Here is a 25,587-nt window from a genome sequence, read left to right as displayed (position 1 = left end):
GAGGTGTTAAATGACTATAAAAATCAAAATAAGCTATGGCGTAGCGGTTTATTGTTAATTCGAATTATTTAGGGGTTTGTATTAATAACGCTTCTATAAAATAATAATCTGCGTAAATAAGGCTAGTATTGATTTCTCTATTAGCTGGTTTATTCCCTGTTGCGGCGACTAAGAGTGCAGGATACTTTGGGTCTGAATTAAGGTATTCGCTAGTGAGCAAGCTGTACGTTAGGAGTTGTGCCCATTCAGTTAACTGATCCTGTTGTTCTTTTGATTGTGTGTTGTGACTCAGTCTAAGCATGCCCGCAGCAGCAATAGCCGCTGCAGAACTGTCTCTAGGTTCATTTTGGTTGTTTAAGTTAAGATCCCAAAAGGGTACATTGTCAGATGGTAGGTTTTGCATAAAATATTTTGCCATCTGGTATGAAGTGACTTCAAATTCAGAGAGTCCAGTCATTTCGTATATCATAGCAAAGCCATAAATACCCCAAGCTTGCCCCCTAGCCCAGGTAGAGTCATTAGCGGCACCTTGTACAGTTCCTCTGAATATGGCTTCACCATTTGATGGGTTGTAGTCGACAAGGTGAAAACTACTGAAGTCTGATCGCACATGATTATCTAGTGTTTTAAATGCATGAGAGACTGCCTGTTCATGCCATTCCGGAACAACGATGAGAGTACTGGCGTTAAATAGCAGTTCAAGGTTCATCAGGTTATCGATGATGACTGGATATTTATATCGTCCAAAATCCCACGAGCGAATTGCTCCGACTGCGCTAGAGTAGCGAGCCGAAAGGTTAATTGCCCCTGTCTTAATGACTTCTAAGTATTCGTGTTTGCCCGTTGTGTTATAAGCTTTTCCAAAGCTATTATTTATGATAAACCCAATATCATGGCCACCAAAGCTGGTTCTGGAAGTTAGAGGTATAGTCCACTTTTCTGCTCTGCTTTCCATTTCAGGATCCAACTCAGATAGCATCCAAAGGATTCCTGGGTAAAAACCATCTGTCCAGTCCTCGTTTGCAATAGCACGCCACCTGCCATTCTCCACAACACGCGGGTATCCATCGTTTAAAGAAAGGTTCGTTGCTGTATGACTATATTTGGTTAAGGCGAGGTTAAGTGCTTCATCAACAGTATAGTTTTTTGCACTTTGGTCTGTGTTAGTGCTTGAATCTGTTTCGCTATTGCAGCCCGTCAATAGCAGAAACAAAAATGCGATTACAGCTTTCATTACACTCGTTCCTACTACTCAGTTAGGCTCTTAGATCTTCAAAGTCATATTTAAAAAGCTCAATTTCTGCAGCGTACAATTCGGCTACGAAAGCTATGCATTCATCGTCATAGTAGGTGCTGTAGTGCTTACGTTCAGGCTTTTTAAATAATCTATTTTTGAGCTTGCTCAAGCCCGAAGGAGCTTGTGTTTTATTTCGATAAGGTAGCGTTAGTTCTTGGCCGGTTATGGCTTTACTAACCTCAGCGAAGTCTGCTTTGATATTTTCAAATTTAATAACGCTATCCACACATATTTCGCCATCTAGGTTGGTTAAAAACTCTATCTGAGGCATGATGTGTCGATAATGACCGTGATGATTTATATAGTCATCAGATCCAGGCTTGGGAAAGTTCTTCAATAAGAAATTTCTAAAACTGAAAGAGTACTTTTGATAAGTAAACTCAGACACCAATCTGTCCCATGGATTTCTAACTACGGTGAACTTATGCATAGACATGAATTTTTGCATAGAAATGTAACCGTATTCAGTATATTCCTTAGCTGTTAAGTGGGCGAGCCTCGGTGGCCCCAGACTAGAATCGCTATTTCGTTTAAGTAGCAGTGCTTCTCTGTTTTCCCATGTCAATCCAGCTCGCTCTAAAAAGACTTGTTCAACACTTTGCCCCGCAGTCTTAGGAATATGAATAAAAATGCATTGATCATGTTCTGATATCATATGGGCTCTGCTTATTTTTGTTTGTCTTAAGGATTTTAAACTTAACTATAAAATAGGAAACTATATTCTGAGTAGCCATAGAGACTGAAATGGTAATGGCTGCACCCAATAAACCGAACTGTGGAATAAGTATGAATGACAATAATAAAGTAAGAATAGCGCAGCTAATCGCTATGCGTTTATGTAGAAGTTCGTAACCTGACATGACCATCGTAGTGACGACCAACCCTGTCACTACATTTACGCTGTTACCAAGTGCAAGAACAACCAAAATTGAATATCCGCTTTCGTATTCACTACCAAAAAAACCCAAAATATACTCGCCTAGAACGACAATACTAGCGAAAATAATGAGTGAAAAAATTAGAGCGAGCTTATTTATCGCTCGAAGCAGTTCTCGCAAACCATTCAAATTATTCTCATGATATAACACTGCTATTCGAGGAGAGTACACAGTATTTAGCGCAAATAAGAGAAAACTCATTAAAGTGGCAATTTTAAAACAGACAGTAAAAATGGCTAATTCAGAAAGGGTTACATATTTACCTAATATAATACTGCTTCCCTGTTGAATAATTAGAGCTGTTAATGCCACTATCCAAAGTGATTTACTACTGAAAAGAAGTTGATTGGTGATCTCTTTAGATGGCAGGGAAAAAGATAATTTAAATTTTAACGAACAATGCACTAAGGCAAATATAAGAGCCATGTAACCGCTAAACATATATATATTTAGCAATTCTATTGCACTTTTGGGTTGAAACAACCACATACCCAATAGTGACAGAGAAAGAGTGACGCTACCCGAAAAGAGCACTGCTAGATTGGAAGATCTGAACGCGCGATATGTACTAGAAATTATTGAAAGTAAGCATACTGGGATTGCAGTCAATAAACACTTAAATGCGAGAGGAGTTATTTGTTTTTTTTCAAGTGCTTCGGCGATGAGTTCATCAAGTCCAATTGAGACAAGAAAACCCATTATTACTAACCCCACGCTGGCTATGCTAACTGCTAGCCAAAAAGTCCGTCTTTGTTTTAATTCTTCCTTATCAGCATAACTGGTAGATAAAAATCTCACCACAGATTGATCAAGACCAAAGCGACAGATGCATGCAAATACGATAATCAATAGCAGGCATAAAGCGAAAAGGCCATACTCCACGCTAGATAGTAATCTTGCAGCATATAGGTTAAATATGAAACCAAGGATAGTAGCGTTCACTTTTAGCAATAAAGGAATTGAAATCAACTTGCTGATGTCAATTACTTTCATCGTGAATTTGCTCGAGCGAGTATGTTGTCAAATATAGTTTCAATCTGTTTAGTAAAAGATTCTTCACTATAACGGGAACACATCATGTCATATTGCTTATGTTTAGTGGCCATAGACTTTTTACTTAAGTCGATTTTTAATTGCTTTTCCATCATTGAAGCTAATACTTGGTCGCTGTAGTTCTCAATAATTTTATACCCTAAGCATTTTAATATCTCGTTAGGACCACCGCTATTCGTTGATATGGCGGACAAACCACAGCTTAAAGCTTCGTGGACGGCTACTCCAAAGGTCTCATAATCTGAAGTGTTGATATAGCAATCGGCATTCTGAAGTCGTTTCACTACATCTTTTCTATCGAGTTCGCCGGTAAACTCAATTTGTTTATCAGGGCAATATTTAGCTGCGAGTTTTTCCAATGCGCTCCTACATGTACCATCTCCAATAATCGTCAATTTAGCATTAGTGAGCGAAAGTTGTGAAAATGCCATTATAACTTTATCTATGCGCTTAATGGGCCTAAGGTAAGCCACAAGAATAAATTCGTAGAAAGGCCTTCGTTTAAGCCGAATGGGTTTAAACTTTCCGGTATCCACAATATTTCCAATAATACTGATCTGCCTTGTTACACCAAATGTACGAAGATCACGTTCAAGACATTGAGAAACAGCTATTAAACTGTTTGCTGATTCGAAGGCTTCTAACATCAGTTCTTTTTCATGCTCAGAAAAATTACCGGTATGAAAGGCTGAGGCATGCTCTGTTATTACAACGGGGATCTTGTATTTTTTGCCGATTAAGTTAGCTGCGATCCCTGCGGAACCAGATGGACCGAGTGCAGCGCTATGAGCATGAATAATGTCAGGGAGTCCAAATTCGGAAATATGCTGTTCAAATAAATTAAAGTATTCCCGTAACCGTAATTTAACATTAAAAGTTCTTGCTAACGGAATAGTAAAATAACTTTTTGTTCTGATAGATACACAGCTCTTGTGTATCCACTTCTTTCCTAGCCTGAACTTTAACATTTCTTTTATAGAGTATGGCGAAGGATAAATAATGTGAACAGAGTGGCCATATTTACCGAGTGCGACGGCTTGATCAAGAAAAAAAGACCCAAGTGTTGGATACCTGTGATCCCCAAACCATGAAGGCATTACAAGAACATTCATCGATAGTAACTGCCCATCTCATAACCGAATAATTCATAGTCTCTTTTATAGATCCTCTCGATATTTATCAGAGATTCTTTGCTCAAAACTGCGGATTGTATATTTTCGCGAGCTTTATTATGTAAAGGGAGATTTTCACTTACATTAATCTTTTTACTTACTTGCTTCCAGTCGTCGGCAAGTCTCTCAAACCTAAGTACCGCGTCAACTGCAATGTCGCTCTCGGGCAAGTGTACGAAAATCCACTGAGGCATAAAAATTGGATATTGCAACACAGATTGTTCAGTGAGAAATTCTTCACAAAAGTTATTGAATAACCCTTTAGTACCCTTTAGATGTTTTTGTAATAATAAATCTGCTGAACTTCGATTACCGCCTGATATAGCATAATTAAAAGCAGATCTTAAACGATCGGCAGGGTGGCGGCATATAGTAAATTTAAAGTAATTGTCAAACCATATTGGGTTTGAGCCTAAATAGTGCCGCACTTCGACATGATCTCTTCCTCTTTTATGTCCGAGGGCATTTAAGACACTCGTTCCAGCACATTTAGGTATGTGGATAAAAATACACTTTTTTCGATGCATGTATTGTCTATAGGGATATACAGGCAAGGGGAGCTTTTCAAATATTCGATAGGGAATATCTCTAACTTTCATACTTTCTCATGGTATTTTAAATTCATCTATTGAAATAACGATCCTTTTCAATGGATCTAACTCAGTATTATAACCCTTGGCCCAATATAGACCCCACTGAATTGCATGGGAATTTGACGGGTGTTTTGTCTGGTATATAGCATCGCTGACAACGATATCGTTGACTATGAGTGATGCTCTTGAGTCATCAAAGATAACAAATTCCACTGCATAGGTAACTCCAGTTTCAATAGAGTATTCACCATTTAGGCGATCCTCAGGAAGTGATGCAGGATTCCCTTGGATAGGAGGGCTAGACCATTGCCAAGCGTTATCATAATGGCGAAGTTTTATTCCATTATCAAACTCTAGTTTAATAGTCGAAATTGGTCGATTTCCATCAATGTCATCATCATGAATCCTAACCCAATCTTGAAAGATAATAACATATGGTGGAGGTGCGGATTCATCTATGCTAAGAAGCGTAAATTCAAAGTTGAAGCTTGAAACTCTTCCGGGCTTATAGCTACTCTGACTGTAATTGATGTCTATTCTGCTGCATCTGGTTGTATCTTTTTGAAAACAGTTAGTATTAGTGTGACTCGTGAAAACCCATGAATTGGAACCTGTAATATCAATTGTCCCATTGGCCCCTAACCGATAACGAAGACCATTTATAACCGTGTCAACGAGTGTGCTGGAGTCGTCTTCAAGAAAAATCGTTTCTTTATCGTTGCAACTCAGCAAACCTAAGGTCATAAATAAAATGGTATAACGTATTGTCTTCGGGAGTTTTAACATGTGAGGCATGCATAATTGGTCTGTTTTTTTATCGAAAGCATTGTATCAATTTTTGAAGAAAATAATATTGGTAAAGCTTTGTGTCTTTGTTTGAAAGCTGGTTTGAGATATCATCCAGATGAATTTTTTTGATAAAAACATAAATTTATTAAAACTGCAGAGTTCAGTGAGTTCGGCTTGAAGCATCGCCGGTTTCTAGCGAAATAAATTAACAAAAGAGTAAGTGTAAGAACTTATTCCCGCAATGTAAAAGACTAAAGTAGTGAAAGCACCCTCCCCTTTAATAACAATATATATGCCAACCAAAAATCGCTTGAAATTGTTGAAGCGAGCAATCTGTTCTGTTGTCGCTCAGACCTATAACAATATTGAGTTAATTATCGTAGATGATGGTTCGACTGACGGAACTCGCGACTATTTAATTTCCTTGGCGAGTGAGAAAGAATGGGTCAAGGTTTTATTTAACGATGAGAGTCTGGGAGCCTGTAACTGCAGGAATAAGGCTATTTCTTTGGCATCAGGAGACTTTGTTACGGGATTAGATGATGATGACGAGTTTATGCCCGAAAGGTTGTCTAGTTTACTCGCGGCCTACGACCCCAACTACTCGTTTGTATGCGCGGGAATTTTTTGGCACTACGGAGCAACAAAAAAAGCTGTCGGAGCAAAAAATATGGTTATTTCAAAACAAGATATCCTATCAAAAGATTATGCATTCAATCAGGTTTTAGTCGAGAAGCAGCGCATAATTGATGCTGGATTGTTTGATGAAGATTTTCCAGCCTGCCAAGATTGGGACATGTGGACGCGTTTGATATTAAAGTATGGTGATGCTAAGCGTATTGGTGTTCCTCTTTACACCGTTCACGTTGGTCATGATGAGCCACGAATCAGTACTTCGGGTAAAAAATTGGCAGGCTACATGAAATACTTCAACAAATACGCGTCAGAAATGTCGGCAGTCAATCTACGCGACCACTCTTTTATTCAGGCTAAAGCGTCGGGGAAGCGCGCAAGTTTGAGTTCGTTAACAAGCCATAATTGGGTCGACTTCTTGAAGTACTCAGTGACCTCCCTATTTCCTGCATTGGCACTAATAAGGTTAAAGCGTTTAAAGGGAAAATCGTGAACGCAACACGGAAGCCAATTTTGTTGATTTCAAATATGTATCCGTCAGAAGCATCCCCTGCTTTTGGTACGTTTGTGCGCAATATTGCAGAAATTCTACAGCGTAATGGTATACCACTAACGTACTGTGTGATTGATAAAACAGCAGGCAAGAGGTGGTTTAAAATTATTCAGTATTCTATTTTTTATATTAAAACACTCCTTTATTTGTGCACTGCAGTTCGGTTTTCTGGCGTGTATGTACACTATATATTGCATTCAGGCTTAATTTTCGCGCTCATACCTTGGCGGATCCCAAACGTGGTTGGACATATTCATGGAACTGATGTGTTTAATGAAGGTAATAGTCAAGTATCAAGATGCAAGCATTGGCTGGTGCAGCGCTTTATTGATAAGGCTGAAACACTCGTTGTACCTTCTGAATTTTATAAAGCTTACGTTGTAAAAAACTATAACTGTTCGCGACAAAAACTAGTGGTAAGCCCGTCAGGAGGAGTGAATACGAAGGTTTTTTCTCCGCCGCTTACTGGTAAGTTTTCATTCGACGGAAGAAAGCGCTTTTTGGTTGTAGGACGGTTGGTGCCATCTAAAGGTTATGAAGTGTTAGTTGAGGCTCTGAATCAGTTAGCGTTTGAATTAAGGCAAAGGATGCATTTAACTATTATTGGTAATGGACCATTACGAGAGATGATTACACGCAAACTAGAAACTATCTCAGGGATTGAACAAGAGTTTATTGCACATTTGCCGCAAGGCGAACTAGTGAAGTATTTTCAAACTGCAGACTTCTTTATCTTTCCGTCTGAAAGGGAGAGTTTGGGTCTTGTAGGAATAGAATCCATGGCATGTGCAACGCCGGTGATCGCACCTCTTAATTCCGGTATTTCCGATTACCTGATTGACGGTGAAAATGGTGTAGCCTTCGAGGTCAATAATGCTAATTCTCTCAGACATGCTATACACGCTTGCTTGGATATGGCGGCTGCTGATTACAAGGTATTAGCTAACAATGCTAGAGCAACTTCTCTGCGCTATGAATCCAGCGAGGTAAACCAGCCTTTAATACGTCTATTTAATGCAAAAAGTGAACTTTAGATAAATGAGCACTAAGAAAAAGGCAATTTTACTGACTTATGGTGAAGGTGGGCATGCCGCGCAGATGTTAAGATTAGCGAAGTTCCTACCTGCGATTGAAAGTGCTTCATATGTTGTGTACAGCGATGATAGCAAGCAATTTAACGGCGGCGACGATTATTTTCCTTGCTTAGAAATTAGAGATAAACATAGTAAACAAAGTATTTTTAAGACGCTCCAGAATATAGTGCGATCTTTTCGGGGAGCAGTATTACCCTTTTCACGTTATAGGGTAAAGTTAGTCATTTCAACAGGCCCCGGTCACGTAATACTTCCATCTGCCATTGCAAGAATACTCGGTATCAAGGTGATCCACATTGAAACATGGAGTCGATTTGAGACTAAGTCATTTACTGGACGAATCATGTACTGGATAGCTAATGAGTTTTGGGTTCAAAATAAGTCTTTATTGAAACTCTATCCGAAGTCAACATATGTAGGTTTATTATGAAGGTGTTTGTAACCGTTGGGACAACGACATTTGACTCAATGATTGCTCATATTGATCAGCTTGACATACCAGATGTGTCGTTTACATTGCAAATCGGGCCTTCAAATTACAAGCCCAAAAAATATCCATATTTTGAATTTTCTAATCGTATAGAGCAAGAGTATTTAGACGCAGATTGTGTCATTTCCCATTGTGGTGCTGGCTCCACCTATCGGTTGTTAGAGCTGGGTAAACCTCTGATTTTAGTACCTAATCTCGAGCGCGTAGATAAGCACCAATCGGACTTGGCTCAGTTCGTGCAAAACAATAACTACGCACATGTTGCTTGGCAAGTCACCTCTATTGGAGAAAAAATTTCTTTGGTTAAAAATGTTGAGAAACCGTTGACGCCCTTTTCCAAAACGCCTTTCTTTTATGCTGAGCATTTGCAGTCGTTAGTCAGAAATAGCTTGCTTTGAATAGTGTTATTAAACGTACTATTGATTACTACTTATACTTAAAACAATGAGTTAGTGCTTGGTTGTATATTACGAAACAAATTACGAACACAATGGCCATATACGTTTGGCTAAACGATAATAGCTCACTACTTATTCCAATAAGGCAGAAAACACTGTTAAGAAGAGTGATTAGGAGTGTAGTTTGTTTGCTAGAGTATCCTTTAGCAAGGAGTAGGTGGTGCAGGTGGTCTCTGTCAGCTTTTAGGGGGCTATTGCCAGCTAAAGTGCGACGGAACATTACCGAAAACATATCCATTAGAGGGATAGCAATAAGCCATACTGCAGTAATAGGGTTAATGAAGGCGGATTCGCCTTGGGTTGAATAGGTCAATAACCAGATCACGGTGAGGCCCATTAACATACTACCAGCATCACCCATGAAAATTTTGTATTTACCTTTCTTAAAATAGCCGAAATTGAAAAACAAGAAAGCAGCTACTGCGCCGGTAAGCATAGCCGTAATGTCAATACTCAGTGATACGCCGCTGAGTAACGAAAGTATTCCCAGCGATATAAATGTGTTGAGGCTCATTGCTCCTACTAAACCATCCACACCGTCCGTCATGTTGAACGCGTTAATACAAGCTACAACCGCGAGTACTGTAAATATAGGACCTACTAATCCTAGGCTTATAATTCCCCCGCCAGCAATATTTCCTAAGTCCTCTATGTATAACCCAGCACCAAATACCATTAAAGCACCAATTAAAAATTGGGCAATCAAACGTAGTCGGGCGTCTAAATCATGGTAATCGTCTAGAGCACCGATAAGTACGATGAACGATGTAGATAGCATGTATATCTTGTAATTGGCATCGAAAGGCGTAACCACAAAACTACAAATTGTGATTGCGACGTAAATGGCTAGTCCGCCAATCAATGGCACTTCGCCTACATGCTGTTTGCGGTTGCAGGGTTTATCCACTAATCCCATATTTTGAGCGACGGGGCGTAACAGAAATACAAGTGTAAAAACCGATATGAACGCGATCAAAAAAGGGAAAAGTGTTGCCAAATCAGTAGTCCTTGAATGCACAGCATATTTGCTGGAAAGAAAATTAACATTGCTAGAAAGCCAGATAATTATAGTTTAGCCCTTTATCTTATTCAATTGCAGAGGCATTAATTGATGTAAAAATAAATCACATAGGTACTGCATGCGACCGAACAACCTCTTTGATGGAAGAGAGTAGAATATATCATTGAAAGTAACCGTTTTTGGAATTGGGTAAATTGGCTTGGTTCAAGCCGCAGTGTTAGCTGAAGTAGGCCACGGTGTGATTTGTGTTGACGTGGGAGGGCACAAAGTCGAGAACTTGAAGAAAGGGACTTTTCCCATTTATAAGCTAGGTTTAACGCCACTTGTGACAAGTAATTATGCGTCCAAGCGCCTAATTTTTACTTCCGATCCTAAAGTTAACGTTGAGCACGGAGAGGTTACCTTTATTGCTCTCGGTACACCTCCTTACGAAGACGGTTCGGCGGATCTTAAGTATGTGCCAGCGGTTGCTGAATCCATCGATCTGCGCATGGAGTGCCCGACATTTATTGTGAATAAGTCAACCGTGCCGGTGGGCACAGCGGATCTCGTTATGGCTCATGTTTCCCAAAAGATGTGCAAGCGCTCTCTCGTAGTGCATCTATGGCCGGGTTTGATGCGAAAATATTTCGTGCCGTAGAAGCCGTAAACGCGCGCCAAAAAGAGAAGTTGTTTGATTATATTCAGGCCCATTTTGGCGCGAACCTGCAAGGCAAGCGGTTTGCACTTTGGTGATTAGCGTTTAAACCGAATACAGATGATATGCGTGAAGCCTCTAGCCGTGTACTGATGGAAGCTTTGTGGCAGGCAGGCGCAATAATTCAGGCGTTTGATCCTGAGGCAGTGGAAGAAGCCCAGCGAATATATGGTGAGCGCGACGACCTCATATTAGTCGGCACCAAGGAATCTGCTTTAAGTGGCGCTGATGCATTGGTTATTTGCACTGATGGCAATCATTTAGAGCCCCTGACTTTAACGTGTTAAAAGAAAAGCTAAAAGCTTCTGTCATATTTGATGGGGGTAATTTGTATCAGCCAGAGTTGATGCAGGAACACGGATTGCATTACTATGGCATAGGTCGAGGATTATCAGTGAAGGAATCGAGTAAATGAGTCAAGTAAAGAAGGCGGTTATCCCTGTAGCAGGCTTGGGCACGCGTATGTTGCCAGCAACGAAAGCCATCCCGAAGGAAATGTTACCGGTAGTTGATAAACCGTTGATCCAATATGTAGTCGCAGAGTGTGTTGCAGCCGGGATTAAAGAAATCATCTTAGTGACTCATGCGAGTAAGAATAGTATCGAAAACCACTTTGATACATCTTTCGAATTGGAAGCAACCCTAGAAAAGCGTGTAAAGCGTCAGCTACTAGAAGACGTACAGTCTATCTGTCCTACTGATGTAACTATCATGCACGTGCGCCAAGGCGTCGCTAAAGGCCTTGGGCATGCCATCTTATGTGCACGTCCAATGGTTGGTGATGCACCTGTTGCAGTGGTGTTACCGGATGTGATCATTGATGATGCAGCTTCTAACCCGAAAAAAGATAATTTAGCTGACATGGTAGCGAAATTTAATACCAGTCGCGTCAGTCAAATTATGGTAGAGAAAGTGCCGCACGAAGAAGTGAATAAGTACGGTGTTGTTGATCTCGAGGGCAGTGAACTCAATGAAGGTGAGTCGGGCAAGATCCACGGCATGGTTGAGAAGCCTGCAGTAGATGACGCGCCGTCTGATCTGGCTGTGGTAGGTCGATACGTGTTGTCCGAAGGCATTTGGGATTGCCTGGCCTCGACCCCTCCCGGTGCTGGCGACGAGATCCAGCTAACGGATGCAATCGCGGCGTTGATGGACAAAGAGCAAGTCGATGCCTATTACATGAAGGGTAAGAGCCATGATTGCGGTAGTAAACTTGGCTATATGAAAGCCAATGTGGAATATGCGATGCGCCATCCTGAGCTGAAAGCTGAATTTAATGCTTTTTTGAAATCCATGGCAAAGTAATCGGAAACGCAGCCACTAGCCAGTATTAGTGGCTGCAATTTAGTTACACTCTCAGTTGCGGCTTTAAGGCTGCTAATAATTTCTCACCTATACCTCGTACTTCACTTAGCTGATCGACGTGGTGGAATTTCCCCACAGATTGTCGGTATTCGACGATCGCTTTAGCTTTAGTTTTGCCTATACCTTTAAGCGCTGATAGTTGCTCTAGCGTGGCGCTGTTTAAATCGAGTAGACTGCTTTGCGCTTGGCTAGTGGCCGACACATTGCTCTTGTTTGAGGGCGACTCAGCAGCAAACGCTGGTTGCATAAAGATAAGGCCTGTAAGCGCAACTAGAGCGCTCAATGTGATGTGTTTTTTCATGGTATCAATCTCCGTTTGATATAAAGTACAAGTGTTTGCACATAGCATGATGTGCTAGTTTGCTCCTGGCTTTATGCGAGGAGGAAACTGCAATAAAGACTAGTGCCATTTAGGAACAACGTCGAGATCAGGTTTTGGCCAGTTTTATCCAAATCCATTCCACTTTAATCAGGGTGATTGGAATTAATATTTGAAATGCTTTGTGATTTAAATTGGATGTGAATAGCAGCGTAGAAGAAGGCACGGCGACTTTGATTTACGGCCAAACCATTGATTGATTCTCGGAAACAAAAAAGCCAGATAAATGACTATCTGGCTTTTTAAAATTCACTAGGTAACTCTAGTTTTACAGGCGATCTAATAACGCTTGAGTAAACTCAGTTGTACCTGATTCACCGCCTAGGTCACGTGTTGTACGGTCGCCCGATTCAATCACGTCTTTCAGAGCGCGGCGGATCTTTTCAGCTTTATCTGCCATGTTAAGGTATTCAAGCATTTGAATAGCAGCCAAAATGACTGATGTTGGGTTTGCAAGATTCTTTCCTGCGATATCAGGAGCTGAGCCATGAACCGCTTCGAAAATCGCACAATCTTCACCGATATTGGCACCTGGAGCCATACCCAAACCGCCGACGAGGCCAGCACAAAGGTCAGACAGGATATCACCGAAAAGGTTAGTTGTTACGATAACGTCAAACTGGTGTGGGTTCATCACTAATTGCATACAGCAGTTATCTACTATCATTTCAGTTGATTCGATATCTGGGTAACGCTCACCGACTTCACGTGCGACCTTAAGGAATAAGCCAGAAGTTGATTTCAATATATTAGCTTTGTGAACCGCTGTTACCTTTTTACGGCCTTCGCGGCGCGCTAGTTCGTATGCGAAAGTTACGATTTTCTCTGCACCTTCGCGCGTGATCTTGCTCATTGCTTCAGCTTCGTTACCATCTTCTGAAACGACCTGACCCAAACCTGAGTACATACCCTGCGTATTTTCACGCACAGTGATAATGTCAATGTCGTCATAACGCGCTTTAGTGCCTTTAAAGGACAACACAGGGCGAAGGTTCGCATATAACTTAAATTGCTTACGTAAGCTTACGTTTATAGAGGTAAATCCTTCACCTACTGGAGTAGTCAGTGGACCTTTTAGTGCTACTTTGTTTTTAGCGATAAGATCTAAGGTCTCTTTTGGTAACAACTCGCCGTGATTCTCAAGTGCCATTAATCCAGCGTCAGCATAGTCATACACAAAGTCACAGCCGGCTTTATCTAAGATTTTAATCGTTGCGTCGATAATATCCGGGCCGATGCCGTCACCACGGATCACCGTGATACGTTGTTGTGTCATGAAATATCCTCTTAATCTGTTCATTTTATCTGTCGAAGCCGGCCATTTTACTTGATCGCGCGCAGCGCGAACAGTATTTATCTTCGAAATAAATATCAATAATGGCTAAATTAGTTGAAGTTCACCGGAGATTGCAGATATTCGCTCTGTTTTTCTAACAATTCATGGAGTTTGGATTCTGTTAGCGATAATCGGCTACAGGCAGATTGATGGTGAGAAAACAGCGCAGAATTATCAACTTCACCCTGGTGTAGCCACATGCGCGTTAGATAGGAAGCGATGGTTAAGCAGTCATGGTACGGTTGCTTAGCTTTGTTTTTACCTGTAGTTGAGGAAAACGTATTGGTTATTTCCGATTCTAGGTTCCACGCTTTGGCAAGAGTATAGGCGTGCTCTGTGAGGTTAATATTTAATTCATTGGGAAGTAGTGAGTCGACACTATTAATATCACTATCATCATAACGCCAATGATTGATCAGGCGGAGCGGGGCATGGGTGAAAAACGCAGAAGCGTGGATCAATGCGATTAAGCTAAATTGTTGGGGAATGCCCAATTTACAGCTCTCAGCTATTCCCGCCGCAAGCATACGATAGCAATTTACAAAGGACTTAAATTGCAAGTGTAAAGGGAACTGCGCCGCGCTCAAACGCTGCCATAAAACGTGCTCAGTCAGTACTGCTGCTATCCGTTCCATACCATGGGTCATGATAGATTGTTTGATATTGCTGACGTTAATATTGAGACGGTTTAATTGCGTAGCGGAATGGTTCAATAGTTGAGTAAATAAGGCGTTGTTATCGATTAGCTTCGCTATTTTTATAGGCTCTACATCGGGCAAACGGAGCGCTTTTAACACGTCCAATAAGTCAGCCGGTGGTCTTTGAATGCTATAAGCCTTCACATACGCTGAGCCAGCAAATTTGGCAGTTTTTGGGGTTTCGTAAAAATGTCGAAGGCGATTCACCGGCACGCGCTTTTGCAATTGAACGTGTGAGTAAAACTCAGCAGGTTTAATGCTTCTTATCTGCAGTTTGGTTTTATTTCCGTCTGTTGCAACAGGTGCTGCTATGGTTATTTGCTCACCAGTAGCATGCAGTAGCGCATAAGAACGAGACCGTTGCTTAACGAGTAAACCGGAATACACCGGAGAGCTCGGGCACAGAATAGGCTCTACGATTTGAGCCATATCATTATTCTGCCGAACTTCCTTTTTAATTGCGCTAAAAAGACTGGAAGGTTGCATGTTGGCTTTAGCAGCCAGTGCTTCTGCTATCCGCATAGCACTTACGATGATGTTGTAAATGCACCAGTCGACACGGCCAAAATCGACAATCACCGGTGTATCGGTTGGCTGCAAAGATTTTCTAAGAGCCCACTGAAAAACCTCAAAATGGTCAGTGTTAGTGGCTTGGATACAGCGTTTGGTTAAACGTTGCCTTTGTTCATCTTTACTGACTTTGCGTAATCCTGACGCCAATATTTGCCCAGCTAATACATGTTGTAGAAAGGTATCGCTAATGCGATGCCCTTTGGCAAACAACAACACTAGATTCAGTGATATAAGCCACCGGTGAGCGGTATATTTTGCGTAGATAGCTTCGCATTGAGCAAAGCTAAGATGTGCATCCGTGACCCACGCTTTAAGGAAACTATCGGCCAGCGTCAGCGACGTTTTGACCGATTGAGACGAACTTGATTCTTGATTACAGTCTCGCTGGAATTGAACAATTGCTTGAACAACCTGTTCTATTTTGGCAGTAGTTACTGTCATCCCTCAAGGAAGTTCAGGTAAACGCCATCGCCCCACGCAATTAAAATGTCATCTTCGAACAACAGCGGGGTGCATTCGTTTTGCGTGGTTATGCCATCAGACTTCATATGCTGAGTACGGTAAAACATGACCTGCATCATGCCATCACGCGTCTTTTTAGCTTCAGTAATATCTGGCGAACCTAATAATGCGAGTATTTCCTTTTTTGACGTGCCAAGGTTGAGTTTTGCAATTTGTACTTTGTTGTACTGCTCCCGATCCTCCCAATCCATATCATCTGGGCTGTCAGGAAAGAATGACACGACCGAATAGACAAACACTGCATAAAGAGCAAAACCGCCGATAACCATTTTGATTACTTTGCTATTCATGTTTCTGTTCGACTCCAACTAATTTGATCTTAACCCGGCAAGCTTAAAACGGCATGACAAAAATTTAAACATTAATTGTGTAACAAGGTTCGTATTTGCTACCTGGCAGTTTCATTCGTTGCTGTTCCACAAAGGACTGCAGCAAGGTGTCGATCATCTTCATCAATTCAGGGTCGCCTGACAAGTTGAATGGGCCTTGTTGCTTAATTTGCGCGACTGTTGACGCTTTTATGTTGCCAGCAACAATGCCTGAAAAAGCTTGTCTTAAGACGGCTGCGAGTTCAGCAATGGGTTGGTCGCGGTGTAATTCAAGCGCCGCCATCGACTCATGTGTCGGTTCAAATCGACGTTGAAAAATGTTGTCTATTTTGAGCGACCAGTTGAAACTAAACGAATCGCCAACAGCTCGGCGATATTGTTCTACTTTTTCGCGCCCTAATCGCATGCTACGAGCGACCTCTCGCGGGTCATCAACAATAATCTGGTATTTGTCCTGCGCCGCTTTACCTAGCGTGGCTCCGACAAATTTATCAATGGCCTCAAAATAGCCGGCGCTACTGGCGGGGCCGGTTAAAATAAGAGGGAAGGGGTGTTGCGAATTGTGTTCATGCATCAGTATGCCAAGGATGTACAGAAGTTCCTCCGCTGTACCCACACCACCGGGGAACACTACAATGCCATGTGCCGCTCGCACAAATGCCTCTAAACGCTTTTCAATGTCGGGCATGATGATCAGTTCGTTAACGATGGCGTTTGGCGGCTCTGCGGCAATGATACTTGGCTCAGATATACCGATATAACGGCCTTTGCGGTAACGCTGCTTAGCATGACCAATTGCGGCGCCTTTCATGGGGCCCTTCATGGCACCTGGGCCACAACCGGTACAAATATTCATCTCGCGTAAACCGAGTTGGTAGCCAACTTCTTTGGTATATTGATATTCCTCATTACCAATAGAGTGACCGCCCCAACACACGACTGTGTTGAGTTCATCGTTTCCTTCTAGGGCATCGGCATGGCGCAGCATATCAAACACCATGTCGGTGATGCTCGTGGCTGTAACATCAGATAAACGTCTAGCTACCGTAGGCTCACATTCTGCAATACCGTTATATTTAACGTGCATGTATAGAAGATCACGAAGAACCGAAAACAGGTGTTCATGTACACCTGCGATCAAACGACCATCCACAAATGCAACTTCTGGTGGATTGATCAACTCCATTTTGACGCCACGCTCACGGCGCAACAGTCGCACTTGAAACGATTCGTACGGGGCAAACAGGGTTTCAGAATCGTCTTCGTCAACACCGCTATTTAAGACCGCTAAACAGCAATAGCGAAAAATGTCGTAAAGATCACTGTTAGCTGTTTCGGTTAGTAATGTAACTTCACCTTGGGAGAGCTGGCTGATCCAGCCCACTGGGTTAAGTTGGACTCGTGTCATAATATTCAATACTAATCACTTACTATTTGGTTACGGCCATTGTTTTTGGCCTTATATAAATGCCCGTCGGCGCGATCAAATACGGTTTCTATACTATCGCTTGAATTAAACTGCGCGACGCCAAAAGATGCTGTAATGGTAACGGGCTCTTGTTTAAATTTAAAAGGTAATGCGGCGAGCTTCCGGCGCAGTTCGTCCAGCGGCTCTAAAATGTCACTTAATGAGCTGTCAGGGAACAATGCGACAAATTCTTCTCCTCCCCAACGCGCAAGGAAATCAGTTTTGCGCAGGTTGGATTTTAACTGTTTTGCGATCACTTGAAGTGTTTTATCGCCTGCCGCATGGCCGTATTTGTCATTGATTTGCTTAAAATGGTCGATGTCGATAACCGCAATGCACAGTGGTGTTTTATGTCGTTGCCAGCGATTAAATTCTTGTTCTATGCGCTCGTTGTAGGCGATCCTATTTGGGATGCGAGTTAGTGGATCTGTGTGGGTTTGCGTGCGTTGTTCTATCAGCTTTTTACGGTATTTAAGCGTGGTTTTTTCCATAGAAGATAACTCGCGCTGCAGGCTTTCGAGCAACGTAATGAGTGCTTTCTGCTCTTCTTTGTCTGCTTCTTTACGCTCATCCATGGTGGTTTGAATTTTGGTTAAGTACTGTTGTGCCTGATTCTTTAACGCACTTAAATCTTCAGATTTAACAACCGCATCGCCCAAGTCATCAATGTGAGTTTGCAATTGTGCATCTTGCTCAATTTTTTGTTCTAATTTCTGCTGAGCAACGCTTATTGTAGAGTCGATATCCTTGTTCATTTTGATGAGCGATTGATGCAACTGATCGATAACGCGAACATTGACACCGACTTCTTTGACCACTTCTTTTACGATCAAGCGTATAAAGACTAAACAGCATTCCATCAATTCGTTGGCAGATAAACCGTCTAGTAACTTATTGCGTATATCAGCGAGCTGCTTATCTTTCGGATTCTTCTGATAATAAGGCTCTATCAGTTGTTGTAACTCATTGCTGATCGCGCTGTGCAATGAGGCATCAATCGGTATTTCGACCTTGTCTGTTGATCCAGTATCTTTACCTGCGGCTTGTTTACTTGCTTTGACTTCTTTTTGCGGGTGAGTATTGTCCAGCGCCTGTTGATAAAGCTGCATTGCCTGCTCAAATTGCGGAAAAGACGAAAACATATCGCCATTGTGCATACTCAATGAAGACAAAAAACGAGCCGTTTCAGATTTCAAATTATCCGGTATCGATGCAATACCTTGCAATCGTTTTACTGCAGATTCAAGACGCCCTAATGTTTCTGAGGTTTGCTTTTTAACGGTTTTGGCATTTTGCATCAGTAACTGATTAATCTTACCGATGCTGACTGTCGCGAGCGTATAGTTAGGGGTTCCCGAGATATGACTTCTAAGGACCTTCATTTCTTGGTCAATGCTGTCGTTGGCACCCTGATAAAAATTCGATAAACGAATAATGAATTGGGCCAACTGCTCGTTCTGTTGTTTGAGCGCGTCTAGTTGCTTTTTACTCAAGATGTCCTTCTTGTTTGAGTACGAACCCTATGCCGTAAGCATTGCGCGAAAATCCAACAACGTCAATTATTTGATGAGGATAAACCTAGTGGTCTAAGTTGTTATAGATCAACAAAGACCACGTTTCCCTATGCGCTATTGTCGAGCGAGACGCAAATTAGCGTAAGGCTGCTCAAAGTTAGAACGAAACGGGTTGATATCTAAACCTCCGCGACGGGTATAACGCGCATACACCGTAAGCTTTTCCGGTTTGCAAAGGCGCATGATGTCAAGAAAGATGCGTTCAACACACTGTTCATGAAATTCATTGTGCATGCGGAAGGAGATCAAATATTTCAGCACTGCACTGTGGATCAAGCGCGGACCTTTGTAATGAATTAACACGCTACCCCAATCCGGTTGGTTGGTGATCAAACAATTAGATTTAAGCAAGTGACTGACCAGTGTTTCTGTCACGACTTCATCTGATGTTTCTAACAGTGTCGGACAATAATCGTAGGTATCAATATCGACATCTAGATCATCTATACAGTTTCCGATGAGAGGATGAATGGTCATTTGGCTAAAATCCCGTGGTGGGATCAGTTTCACATCAACTGTGGCACCTGCACACTTGGATAAGTCGCGTTGAATGGTTTGTTCAACCTCTTCTTCGCTGGCAAACGTCGACTGGTTAAAGCTATTTAAATATAACTTAAAAGACTTACTCTCAATTAAATTAGGGGAATATGCAGGTACCTGACACTGCATTATAGCGATGAGTGGCTTACCTTTCTCATTCAACCAAGACAGTTCATAGCCATTCCAAATATCGACACCGTGAAAGGGGAGAGCATCGTCCTCTAAATCGATAGTCTGTCGATTGATTTTACGCGGAACGGCTTGCAGCAGTTCTGGTGAATATTGCTCAATATATTCAACCGATTTCCCAAGGGTTAATGCACTCATTTCATCTGATGGTGGCGACTTTTCTGACATAATTTAAGGTGTTTCCTACGATTTATTGCTTTCTTCGCGGTATGATACCAGCATATTGTTAGAGAGCTGAATTTGAATGATACAAAATATTGATCACGCGATGGATGAGTTTGTCCAAGGTTATATTAGCGCAGGAGCATTGACGCCGATTGAATTTGACTCTGAGTGGCTGTCCCCGTGTGTGCAAGTCAGCGCAAACGATGGTGATTATGTTGATTGGAAACCAGTGCTGCAAAACGGACTGTGCCAATTTGGCGATATGGAGAAGGCACTTGAATTGACACTGGATGAGCAATTTAAAGCGTTTTTTTGTCGCTATTTTAGTGACCATCTTGAAGCGAGCAGTGAGCACGGCAATCTAACCCTTTTACAAGTGTGGAATGTTGATGATTTTGAACGACTACAGCAGAACTTAATTGGTCACGTGTTAATGAAGCGTCAATTAAAGCAGGCTGAAACACTCTTTTTTGCGCTGACAGATGAAGAAGATTTTATCATTAGTGTTGATAATGCTTCTGGGCGAGTTGTGCTTGAACAAGTGGGTAAAGAGCCGAGTAAAGTGTTGGCAGAAAACGTCGCTGAGTTTATTGCATCATTGCGCCCATTAACTCGCTAATTACAGCAAAGACTGGATATGCGTTAAGTGATCTTTCAGCGCCTGAAGCTCGGCTTCGGTCGATTCAATGCGTTGCATTAAAGATCTCACTTCTACGCGCAAATCATGACTGTAAGACGACATGGAAGCTGTTTCGGCTTTGTTGGGCGTTTTGGGGGCTTCCTGACCACGCTTAAGTAACAATTCTGCTTTATCTTGATTCTGCCACCATTTAATGGTTTCAATTGCTTGCGGCAAACTGGTTTTTTGCTGGGATTTCGCCCTAAGTAAACTGGTAGTAGGCTCTATACCTTTTGCGTAGAGCGATATGCACAACTGCTGTAGTTCATTATTCACGTCTAATGCACCTGATTGGACAACGTAATGTTAGTGTCAGAATTTAACCAAAATCTGTGTAATCGTCTTTGGCGACGCTTAGGATACATGACAAATTTGATACTGCCAGTAGTCAAAAACACTAAAAATTAGTGGTATAGGCGTTTAGGTTGTCGTGATTGTTCATGGGTAAATGTTTAAAGTTTATATAAATCAATGACTTAAATAAGTGGCAAGCATTTTGTAAGAGACTACGCAAATTACTCAAACAAGCATGCTATTAAGGAATATCTCAAATGCTAAAGAAATCTCTCATTGTTTGCGCGATGTGCGCACCATTATTTTTATCAGGTTGTGTTGTTTCAGTAGGTGGTGATGGTGATGGTTATCATCAGGGCAACTGGGAAAAGCGAGAGAGCAACAATCGTCGCCATATCAGTAAGCTAGACACTTCTATGACGCTAGAAGCAGTGTCTTCACGTATGGGGATGGCTGATTTTGATGAGTTTTACCAGCGCGACGGCTCTGACTTCCGCGTACTTTATTACCGCACTCAACGCTCACAAGGTGACGGTATTACCTCTAAAGACGAGTGCACGCCATTAGTATTTAAAAATGGTGTGTTAATTGGCTGGGGCGAGTCTGCACTGCGCGAATATCTTTAATGATCGCCTGCGCTAGCGCTATTTCATTGCGCTAGCGCAAGTAAACATCAATTTCTACTTTTTAATACTTTACAAATCGTTAACAAAGCCCCACTGTATAAAAATCAATCGTGAATACTGTTGCATGCGTTAGGAGCATTAAGATGGGGCAACAAGTCGTTAAACTCTCTCCAGAAAAAGTTAAGGCAAGTTACCTTACAGCAGAAGATCTTAAGGTTGCTGCGTCAATTTTGTACAACGCCTATTTTGATGACCCATTGTTTGTGGATATTTTTGATGCCGAGAAAGAAGGCTACGAAATACGCCTTCGTTCAGCAATTCGAGAAGAATTGCATGCGTTTTGGATAGGCAAACAGCCGATCATTGGGTTATTTGATGGTGAGCGACTCATCGCTGTAGCCTGTTTAATAGCGCCTGATGCGGCATTTGGTGCTGGCAGATATTGGCACTGGCGTTTAAAAATGTTGCTCACGGCGGGCTTTCTTGGCACCAAGCAAATGATCGAAAAGGAAGAAAAGGTGCGTACCTGTATGCCTGCAGAAAGCTACCACATGTTATCGTTTATTGGTGTACATCCAGATTATCAAGATCAGGGATTAGGTCACGTATTAATGAATGCTATCGATAGCGTGCTACTTGAAGATGATAAAAGCCAAGGGGTGGGAGTATACGTTACGTTGCCCAAGTGCCTGTCGTTTTTCAAAGGTGGTCATTACGATTACGAGCAAGAACTCACATTTAGCAAAATTACGGGGCACATCATGTTCAGGCCTCGCCCAGAAGGGCAATAACACGATACAAAACCTTGTAAGAGATCGCTTACATGAGCGTAGGCGATTCAGGTTTCTTTCTTAGGTTTTACGCCTACCCTAATCCTGTAACCTTTTGTTTTTAAACGTTTGTTTAGGCGCTTCACTTTAAATGGACATAATTTCTTACTTTTCTTTGAAAATTCATAGCGCGACATTTTCTCATCTCGATATAGTTATCGTGTCACAAGGAAACACGACATGTCAGGAAGACATAAGGACAGCTCAGGACGCTCTATGGATTGGAGCTGTAAGCCAGGAAGACTTGCACTATAGGGAATGAGTCAGGATGACGTGGATAACCCAGGACAGTTTCAGGATGAAACCCCCATTGCACGGATGAATGGGATAGATGGAAAATAAGGAAAGGACCTACTCAGGATGAGTAGCTCACTTAGGACGAGTGAGAAAAGAAGGAAAGGGGTGTATACGGATTTTAATCGGGAAGATTTCAGTAGCAATGGAACGCAGAGAGGGACGCTCGAATTTCTAAAGGCGAAGCAGAGATGCTTCGCCTTTTTCATGTGAACCGAGTCTACTTAAGACTAGTTGTGTCAGTAACTTTAATATCTTTTTTTATAGATAAGTTTAGTGCAGCAGCGCAAATAAAGCCCCAGAAGGGAGTGACGACACCGTTAAATAGAACATGTCCTGCTATTGTGGCGATAAATATTAAGACAATAAAAGATGCATTCGCAGCCAGAACGATGGGAGTATCTAGATTTTTTGTCAACCTAAAATAAACATAGCAATAAGAAAGAAACACAACAAAACAAAATCCACTTCCAAATAAAACAAACATATCGACTACATCAAACTCTGTTCGAGTTGACTTCAATGCTTCAAGCGATCCCGCATTAAACCCTAAAAGCAATTCACTTAAACTAGATTGAAGAAAGTAGGGGACTATATGAAAGTACTTTTCTTCTCGTCCCGAAAACAATAATCGCTGAACGCCTCCTTGCTCGTAAAAGTGTTCCATTCGAGTGAATAGAGGAGAGTTTGAAATACTCTCTAACATGAAGGTAAACGCTATAGTTAAAGCGCCTAAATAAGCAAATATCCAAATGAATGTTTTAATGTCAGCACGCATGGTAGCAATCAACGTAGCAGCAATAAAAACGCCTAAAATTCCACTTTTAGTTCCAATCAATGCTGCTATCAACATAAAGAATAGACTAGTTGCTATGTACCGTATGAATGACTTTTTAATGCTTCTAGCAAGAGATACAGATGCCGTTAGAACAACAATTCCAGAAAGAGCGTTTCCACCGTAAAAGAAGCCTTTAGCACCGAAATCTCCGTATGATGTAGTACCAAATCCGACTAGTGAAAGTATAATATTCAAAACTACTGTGGCCGTTGCGGTGTTTACAACTCGGTACACAGTCAGTTCATTTAGTGAAACAAATTGCGTTAAAACTGAAAGTACAGCAAAAAAGTATATGACTTTAAGGCCTTCCTGAAAGGCATGAATGAATCCTATATCGTCAATAAAAACAAACCTAAGCATTGCCCATGCTGTGAAAACACTGAAAAGTACACACAAGTATCTCAGAGCTATGGGTGAATATACAGTTGAATACGCGAATAAGCACAACAACAAAAGTTGCTTGTAAGCAACCGACACAATGCTGGGAAAGTTCAGTTCTGAAACAAGAAAGCCGTTGATGGAGTCGACAAGAAGATACATGGAAAAAAGTAATAATATGAAGCGTTCAAGACTTACTTGCCTTAGAGCCATGTTCTCAAAATTCATTCGTTAACTTGCTTCCTGCCATGTTTCCCAATTTTAACATTACGGCGAACAATGATAGCGGGGTTTCCGGCAACTATTACGTTTGATTCCAAAATTGACTTATTTACTATCGAACCGGCGGCAACTACAACATTGTCTACGATGACCACTCCGGGTAAAATAATGGACTTTGCCCCAATAAAAACGTTGTTGCCAACCTGAGTTGAAACATGGCGTCGATTAATGTAATCATGACTCAACAGCATTGCATCCGCAGCCACGTAGCAATATTTCCCAATTTTTAGGCCTTTCGGATTGGTTTTATCTAATTGGGCTTTTAAGCTAATTACAGTCCCCTCTCCAATATTTATTCCAAATATTGTTCTTAAGATAAATAAATTTAGAGAAACAACGCTATCCCGAATAATATTTCTTGTTTTTACGAATATATTTTTTTTGAATGTCATTTATTCTGGCTTTTTCGTGGTGTAATTAAGAAGTGGAGGATCAGGCCAAACAATGTCATACCAGTCGATAAAAACACGAAAAATAGAACTAAAAGAAATCTATTTGGTTCACTTGGTTCTATTGGTATATAAGCCGGGTCTAAGACATCGAAAATGTAATCATCAGAAATTTCGGCGAGCATGAGTTGTTTCGACTGCTCTTGAATTAAGCGGTAAAAAACTTGACGCATCTCTTGATTACTTGTTTTAGTTATTTGGCCTTCAAGATACGTTATACCTTGCTGCAGCCTTTGAATGTCTCTGGATCGCATCGCCATATTCAGCTCGCTGACAAGTTTTCTCAACCAAGCTTCTGATAAAGTAGGAGATAGGAATTGAATACTGATAGTCACAATGCCATTAGATTTGTCTCTGTCAATTTCAATCAGCTTTGTAAATCTATTGAAAAGCTCTAAATCAGAAGGAGGGGATATACTTCCGCTTCTTCCAAGCCTGACCCATTTGCTGTTTTCTGTGTCGTAGATTTGAGGGTCAATTTCCAGTTTATGAGTTTCGGAATTCCATTCCTTCCCAGCGATTAAAGGTACCTGAATTTCATTGTCTTTTATAAATTTCGTTAAAAATATTCTTGTTTGAAGATACTCAATGGCCAGAGCTACTTTGTCTCCACTGTTGTTCGGGATATTTATTCCCGCGAGAGATGCGAGCCCACCAAATTGAGCCGTCATGTTTGATAACGCTGAACTATGTGAACCTTCTGTTGGAGCTAGAGTAATTTCAGATTTGTATTCATTGGGCATACTAAAAGACCAAATTGTAGACACTACAAGAGCGCAAAAGGATATTGTTAATACGTAGTATTTTTTAAACCATAAAAATTTAATTAGATGATAAACGTCATATTCATTTGTTCGATATTGCATAAGGTGCACAAGAAACCTAAGTAAAAGACAGGCTGATAGTGTTAGTTTAAAGTCTTTACTTGGTTAAAAAAAGCTAATTAGCTAACCAGAACTATAAGTTGTCTAGATTCTTCTCAATCATTCAC

At 41.3% G+C, this 25,587-nt stretch carries 26 protein-coding genes and 1 pseudogene; 9 read left to right on the top strand and 18 right to left on the bottom strand.

Annotated elements, in window-relative coordinates; all coding sequences use genetic code 11:
- Positions 1 to 64: 64 nt before the first annotated feature.
- From CSH93_RS05860 to CSH93_RS05835, 6 genes are read right to left on the bottom strand one after another with little or no spacing between them, the layout of a single operon-like run.
- Complete coding sequence (locus tag CSH93_RS05860; protein WP_100642236.1) at positions 65 to 1,234, bottom strand: glycoside hydrolase family 88 protein; 1,170 nt, start codon at positions 1,232 to 1,234, stop codon at positions 65 to 67.
- Positions 1,235 to 1,256: 22 nt separating this feature from the next.
- Positions 1,257 to 1,952, bottom strand: coding sequence for a sulfotransferase family 2 domain-containing protein (locus tag CSH93_RS05855; RefSeq protein ID WP_100642235.1), 696 nt, complete (start codon positions 1,950 to 1,952; stop codon positions 1,257 to 1,259).
- A complete protein-coding gene (locus CSH93_RS05850; RefSeq protein WP_100642234.1) occupies positions 1,936 to 3,228 on the bottom strand; it encodes an oligosaccharide flippase family protein in 1,293 nt (430 codons plus the stop codon). Before CSH93_RS05850 ends, CSH93_RS05855 begins: the two co-directional genes overlap by 17 nt.
- The gene (locus CSH93_RS05845) at positions 3,225 to 4,400 is read right to left on the bottom strand and encodes a glycosyltransferase (RefSeq protein ID WP_100642233.1); all 1,176 of its coding nucleotides are present in this window, start codon (positions 4,398 to 4,400) and stop codon (positions 3,225 to 3,227) included. The genes CSH93_RS05850 and CSH93_RS05845 overlap by 4 nt, the downstream gene beginning before the upstream one ends.
- Positions 4,397 to 5,059, bottom strand: coding sequence for a sulfotransferase family 2 domain-containing protein (locus tag CSH93_RS05840; protein ID WP_100642232.1), 663 nt, complete (start codon positions 5,057 to 5,059; stop codon positions 4,397 to 4,399). The genes CSH93_RS05845 and CSH93_RS05840 overlap by 4 nt, the downstream gene beginning before the upstream one ends.
- Positions 5,060 to 5,065: 6 nt before the next feature.
- Positions 5,066 to 5,839, bottom strand: coding sequence for a hypothetical protein (locus CSH93_RS05835; protein ID WP_100642231.1), 774 nt, complete (start codon positions 5,837 to 5,839; stop codon positions 5,066 to 5,068).
- A 295-nt stretch (positions 5,840 to 6,134) separates the two neighbouring features.
- Here CSH93_RS05835 and CSH93_RS05830 point away from each other — a divergent pair, with 295 nt between their 5' ends.
- From CSH93_RS05830 to pssE, 4 genes are read left to right on the top strand one after another with little or no spacing between them, the layout of a single operon-like run.
- Positions 6,135 to 6,968 (top strand): glycosyltransferase, encoded by an 834-nt coding sequence (locus CSH93_RS05830; protein WP_100642230.1) that lies wholly within the window; start codon positions 6,135 to 6,137, stop codon positions 6,966 to 6,968.
- Positions 6,965 to 8,062, top strand: coding sequence for a glycosyltransferase family 4 protein (locus CSH93_RS05825; RefSeq protein ID WP_100642229.1), 1,098 nt, complete (start codon positions 6,965 to 6,967; stop codon positions 8,060 to 8,062). The genes CSH93_RS05830 and CSH93_RS05825 overlap by 4 nt, the downstream gene beginning before the upstream one ends.
- Before the next feature lie 4 nt (positions 8,063 to 8,066).
- A complete protein-coding gene (pssD, locus tag CSH93_RS05820; protein WP_100642228.1) occupies positions 8,067 to 8,552 on the top strand; it encodes a PssD/Cps14F family polysaccharide biosynthesis glycosyltransferase in 486 nt (161 codons plus the stop codon).
- On the top strand, positions 8,549 to 9,010 hold the full coding sequence (gene pssE / locus CSH93_RS05815; RefSeq protein ID WP_100642227.1) for a PssE/Cps14G family polysaccharide biosynthesis glycosyltransferase: 462 nt from the start codon (positions 8,549 to 8,551) through the stop codon (positions 9,008 to 9,010). The genes pssD and pssE overlap by 4 nt, the downstream gene beginning before the upstream one ends.
- A gap of 28 nt (positions 9,011 to 9,038) precedes the next feature.
- Here pssE and wecA read toward each other — a convergent pair whose 3' ends face one another.
- Positions 9,039 to 10,067 (bottom strand): UDP-N-acetylglucosamine--undecaprenyl-phosphate N-acetylglucosaminephosphotransferase, encoded by a 1,029-nt coding sequence (gene wecA, locus CSH93_RS05810; protein ID WP_164078304.1) that lies wholly within the window; start codon positions 10,065 to 10,067, stop codon positions 9,039 to 9,041.
- A 217-nt stretch (positions 10,068 to 10,284) separates the two neighbouring features.
- Between wecA and CSH93_RS05805 the strand changes: the two are divergent.
- Both CSH93_RS05805 and galU read left to right on the top strand, forming a co-directional pair.
- Positions 10,285 to 11,203 (top strand): annotated as a pseudogene (locus CSH93_RS05805) (UDP-glucose dehydrogenase family protein).
- Positions 11,200 to 12,093: a UTP--glucose-1-phosphate uridylyltransferase GalU gene (galU, locus tag CSH93_RS05800; protein ID WP_100642225.1), complete on the top strand. Its 894-nt coding sequence runs from the start codon at positions 11,200 to 11,202 to the stop codon at positions 12,091 to 12,093. Before CSH93_RS05805 ends, galU begins: the two are co-directional and overlap by 4 nt.
- Before the next feature lie 43 nt (positions 12,094 to 12,136).
- On the opposite strand, the gene CSH93_RS05795 is transcribed toward galU, so the two are convergent.
- The 7 genes from CSH93_RS05795 to queF form a co-directional block, all read right to left on the bottom strand.
- The gene (locus CSH93_RS05795) at positions 12,137 to 12,454 is read right to left on the bottom strand and encodes a ComEA family DNA-binding protein (protein ID WP_100642224.1); all 318 of its coding nucleotides are present in this window, start codon (positions 12,452 to 12,454) and stop codon (positions 12,137 to 12,139) included.
- A gap of 346 nt (positions 12,455 to 12,800) precedes the next feature.
- Entirely contained in the window at positions 12,801 to 13,808 is a 1,008-nt protein-coding gene (locus CSH93_RS05790) for an isocitrate dehydrogenase (RefSeq protein WP_100642223.1), read from the bottom strand.
- Positions 13,809 to 13,918: 110 nt separating this feature from the next.
- On the bottom strand, positions 13,919 to 15,580 hold the full coding sequence (locus CSH93_RS05785) for an HDOD domain-containing protein (RefSeq protein ID WP_100642222.1): 1,662 nt from the start codon (positions 15,578 to 15,580) through the stop codon (positions 13,919 to 13,921).
- Positions 15,577 to 15,951 carry a DUF3192 domain-containing protein gene (locus tag CSH93_RS05780; protein WP_100642221.1) on the bottom strand — a complete coding sequence of 125 codons (375 nt, stop codon included), beginning with the start codon at positions 15,949 to 15,951 and terminating at the stop codon, positions 15,577 to 15,579. The genes CSH93_RS05785 and CSH93_RS05780 overlap by 4 nt, the downstream gene beginning before the upstream one ends.
- Positions 15,952 to 16,015: 64 nt before the next feature.
- Entirely contained in the window at positions 16,016 to 17,398 is a 1,383-nt protein-coding gene (gene ppnN, locus CSH93_RS05775; RefSeq protein ID WP_100642359.1) for a nucleotide 5'-monophosphate nucleosidase PpnN, read from the bottom strand.
- 11 nt (positions 17,399 to 17,409) lie between these two features.
- Positions 17,410 to 18,951 carry a GGDEF domain-containing protein gene (locus CSH93_RS05770; RefSeq protein WP_100642220.1) on the bottom strand — a complete coding sequence of 514 codons (1,542 nt, stop codon included), beginning with the start codon at positions 18,949 to 18,951 and terminating at the stop codon, positions 17,410 to 17,412.
- 135 nt (positions 18,952 to 19,086) lie between these two features.
- On the bottom strand, positions 19,087 to 19,929 hold the full coding sequence (gene queF / locus CSH93_RS05765) for an NADPH-dependent 7-cyano-7-deazaguanine reductase QueF (RefSeq protein WP_100642219.1): 843 nt from the start codon (positions 19,927 to 19,929) through the stop codon (positions 19,087 to 19,089).
- A gap of 76 nt (positions 19,930 to 20,005) precedes the next feature.
- On the opposite strand from queF, the gene syd reads away from it, so the two are divergent.
- On the top strand, positions 20,006 to 20,545 hold the full coding sequence (syd, locus tag CSH93_RS05760; RefSeq protein ID WP_100642218.1) for a SecY-interacting protein: 540 nt from the start codon (positions 20,006 to 20,008) through the stop codon (positions 20,543 to 20,545).
- Here syd and CSH93_RS05755 read toward each other — a convergent pair whose 3' ends face one another.
- Entirely contained in the window at positions 20,546 to 20,881 is a 336-nt protein-coding gene (locus tag CSH93_RS05755; RefSeq protein ID WP_100642217.1) for a hypothetical protein, read from the bottom strand.
- 275 nt (positions 20,882 to 21,156) lie between these two features.
- Here CSH93_RS05755 and CSH93_RS05750 point away from each other — a divergent pair, with 275 nt between their 5' ends.
- Positions 21,157 to 21,525 (top strand): DUF3192 domain-containing protein, encoded by a 369-nt coding sequence (locus tag CSH93_RS05750; RefSeq protein WP_100642216.1) that lies wholly within the window; start codon positions 21,157 to 21,159, stop codon positions 21,523 to 21,525.
- A gap of 143 nt (positions 21,526 to 21,668) precedes the next feature.
- Positions 21,669 to 22,316, top strand: coding sequence for a GNAT family N-acetyltransferase (locus CSH93_RS05745; protein ID WP_100642215.1), 648 nt, complete (start codon positions 21,669 to 21,671; stop codon positions 22,314 to 22,316).
- Positions 22,317 to 22,869: 553 nt separating this feature from the next.
- Here CSH93_RS05745 and CSH93_RS05740 read toward each other — a convergent pair.
- The 3 genes from CSH93_RS05740 to CSH93_RS05730 all read right to left on the bottom strand — a co-directional run bounded on the left by CSH93_RS05740 (position 22,870) and on the right by CSH93_RS05730 (position 25,462).
- A complete protein-coding gene (locus tag CSH93_RS05740) occupies positions 22,870 to 23,847 on the bottom strand; it encodes an O-antigen ligase family protein (protein WP_124748941.1) in 978 nt (325 codons plus the stop codon).
- A 242-nt stretch (positions 23,848 to 24,089) separates the two neighbouring features.
- The gene (locus CSH93_RS05735) at positions 24,090 to 24,539 is read right to left on the bottom strand and encodes an acyltransferase (protein ID WP_100642213.1); all 450 of its coding nucleotides are present in this window, start codon (positions 24,537 to 24,539) and stop codon (positions 24,090 to 24,092) included.
- Positions 24,536 to 25,462 (bottom strand): Wzz/FepE/Etk N-terminal domain-containing protein, encoded by a 927-nt coding sequence (locus CSH93_RS05730; RefSeq protein ID WP_100642212.1) that lies wholly within the window; start codon positions 25,460 to 25,462, stop codon positions 24,536 to 24,538. Before CSH93_RS05730 ends, CSH93_RS05735 begins: the two co-directional genes overlap by 4 nt.
- Positions 25,463 to 25,587 lie beyond the last annotated feature (125 nt).

It is taken from the genome of Neoalteromonas facilis, from assembly GCF_002807665.1.
GTDB lineage: Bacteria > Pseudomonadota > Gammaproteobacteria > Enterobacterales > Alteromonadaceae > Alteromonas_E > Alteromonas_E facilis.
This window is presented reverse-complemented; position numbering and strand designations above follow the sequence as displayed.

Bases quoted from the DNA above. Each gene is read 5' to 3' on its own strand.
- CSH93_RS05860 (WP_100642236.1), bottom strand. From the start codon at position 1,234: ATGAAAGCTGTAATCGCATTTTTGTTTCTGCTATTGACGGGCTGCAAT.
- CSH93_RS05855 (WP_100642235.1), bottom strand. From the start codon at position 1,952: ATGATATCAGAACATGATCAATGCATTTTTATTCATATTCCTAAGACT.
- CSH93_RS05850 (WP_100642234.1), bottom strand. From the start codon at position 3,228: ATGAAAGTAATTGACATCAGCAAGTTGATTTCAATTCCTTTATTGCTA.
- CSH93_RS05845 (WP_100642233.1), bottom strand. From the start codon at position 4,400: ATGAATGTTCTTGTAATGCCTTCATGGTTTGGGGATCACAGGTATCCA.
- CSH93_RS05840 (WP_100642232.1), bottom strand. From the start codon at position 5,059: ATGAAAGTTAGAGATATTCCCTATCGAATATTTGAAAAGCTCCCCTTG.
- CSH93_RS05835 (WP_100642231.1), bottom strand. From the start codon at position 5,839: ATGTTAAAACTCCCGAAGACAATACGTTATACCATTTTATTTATGACC.
- CSH93_RS05830 (WP_100642230.1), top strand. From the start codon at position 6,135: ATGCCAACCAAAAATCGCTTGAAATTGTTGAAGCGAGCAATCTGTTCT.
- pssD (WP_100642228.1), top strand. From the start codon at position 8,067: ATGAGCACTAAGAAAAAGGCAATTTTACTGACTTATGGTGAAGGTGGG.
- pssE (WP_100642227.1), top strand. From the start codon at position 8,549: ATGAAGGTGTTTGTAACCGTTGGGACAACGACATTTGACTCAATGATT.
- galU (WP_100642225.1), top strand. From the start codon at position 11,200: ATGAGTCAAGTAAAGAAGGCGGTTATCCCTGTAGCAGGCTTGGGCACG.
- CSH93_RS05795 (WP_100642224.1), bottom strand. From the start codon at position 12,454: ATGAAAAAACACATCACATTGAGCGCTCTAGTTGCGCTTACAGGCCTT.
- CSH93_RS05790 (WP_100642223.1), bottom strand. From the start codon at position 13,808: ATGACACAACAACGTATCACGGTGATCCGTGGTGACGGCATCGGCCCG.
- CSH93_RS05785 (WP_100642222.1), bottom strand. From the start codon at position 15,580: ATGACAGTAACTACTGCCAAAATAGAACAGGTTGTTCAAGCAATTGTT.
- CSH93_RS05780 (WP_100642221.1), bottom strand. From the start codon at position 15,951: ATGAATAGCAAAGTAATCAAAATGGTTATCGGCGGTTTTGCTCTTTAT.
- ppnN (WP_100642359.1), bottom strand. From the start codon at position 17,398: ATGACACGAGTCCAACTTAACCCAGTGGGCTGGATCAGCCAGCTCTCC.
- queF (WP_100642219.1), bottom strand. From the start codon at position 19,929: ATGTCAGAAAAGTCGCCACCATCAGATGAAATGAGTGCATTAACCCTT.
- syd (WP_100642218.1), top strand. From the start codon at position 20,006: ATGATACAAAATATTGATCACGCGATGGATGAGTTTGTCCAAGGTTAT.
- CSH93_RS05750 (WP_100642216.1), top strand. From the start codon at position 21,157: ATGCTAAAGAAATCTCTCATTGTTTGCGCGATGTGCGCACCATTATTT.
- CSH93_RS05745 (WP_100642215.1), top strand. From the start codon at position 21,669: ATGGGGCAACAAGTCGTTAAACTCTCTCCAGAAAAAGTTAAGGCAAGT.
- CSH93_RS05740 (WP_124748941.1), bottom strand. From the start codon at position 23,847: ATGCTTAGGTTTGTTTTTATTGACGATATAGGATTCATTCATGCCTTT.
- CSH93_RS05735 (WP_100642213.1), bottom strand. From the start codon at position 24,539: ATGACATTCAAAAAAAATATATTCGTAAAAACAAGAAATATTATTCGG.
- CSH93_RS05730 (WP_100642212.1), bottom strand. From the start codon at position 25,462: ATGCAATATCGAACAAATGAATATGACGTTTATCATCTAATTAAATTT.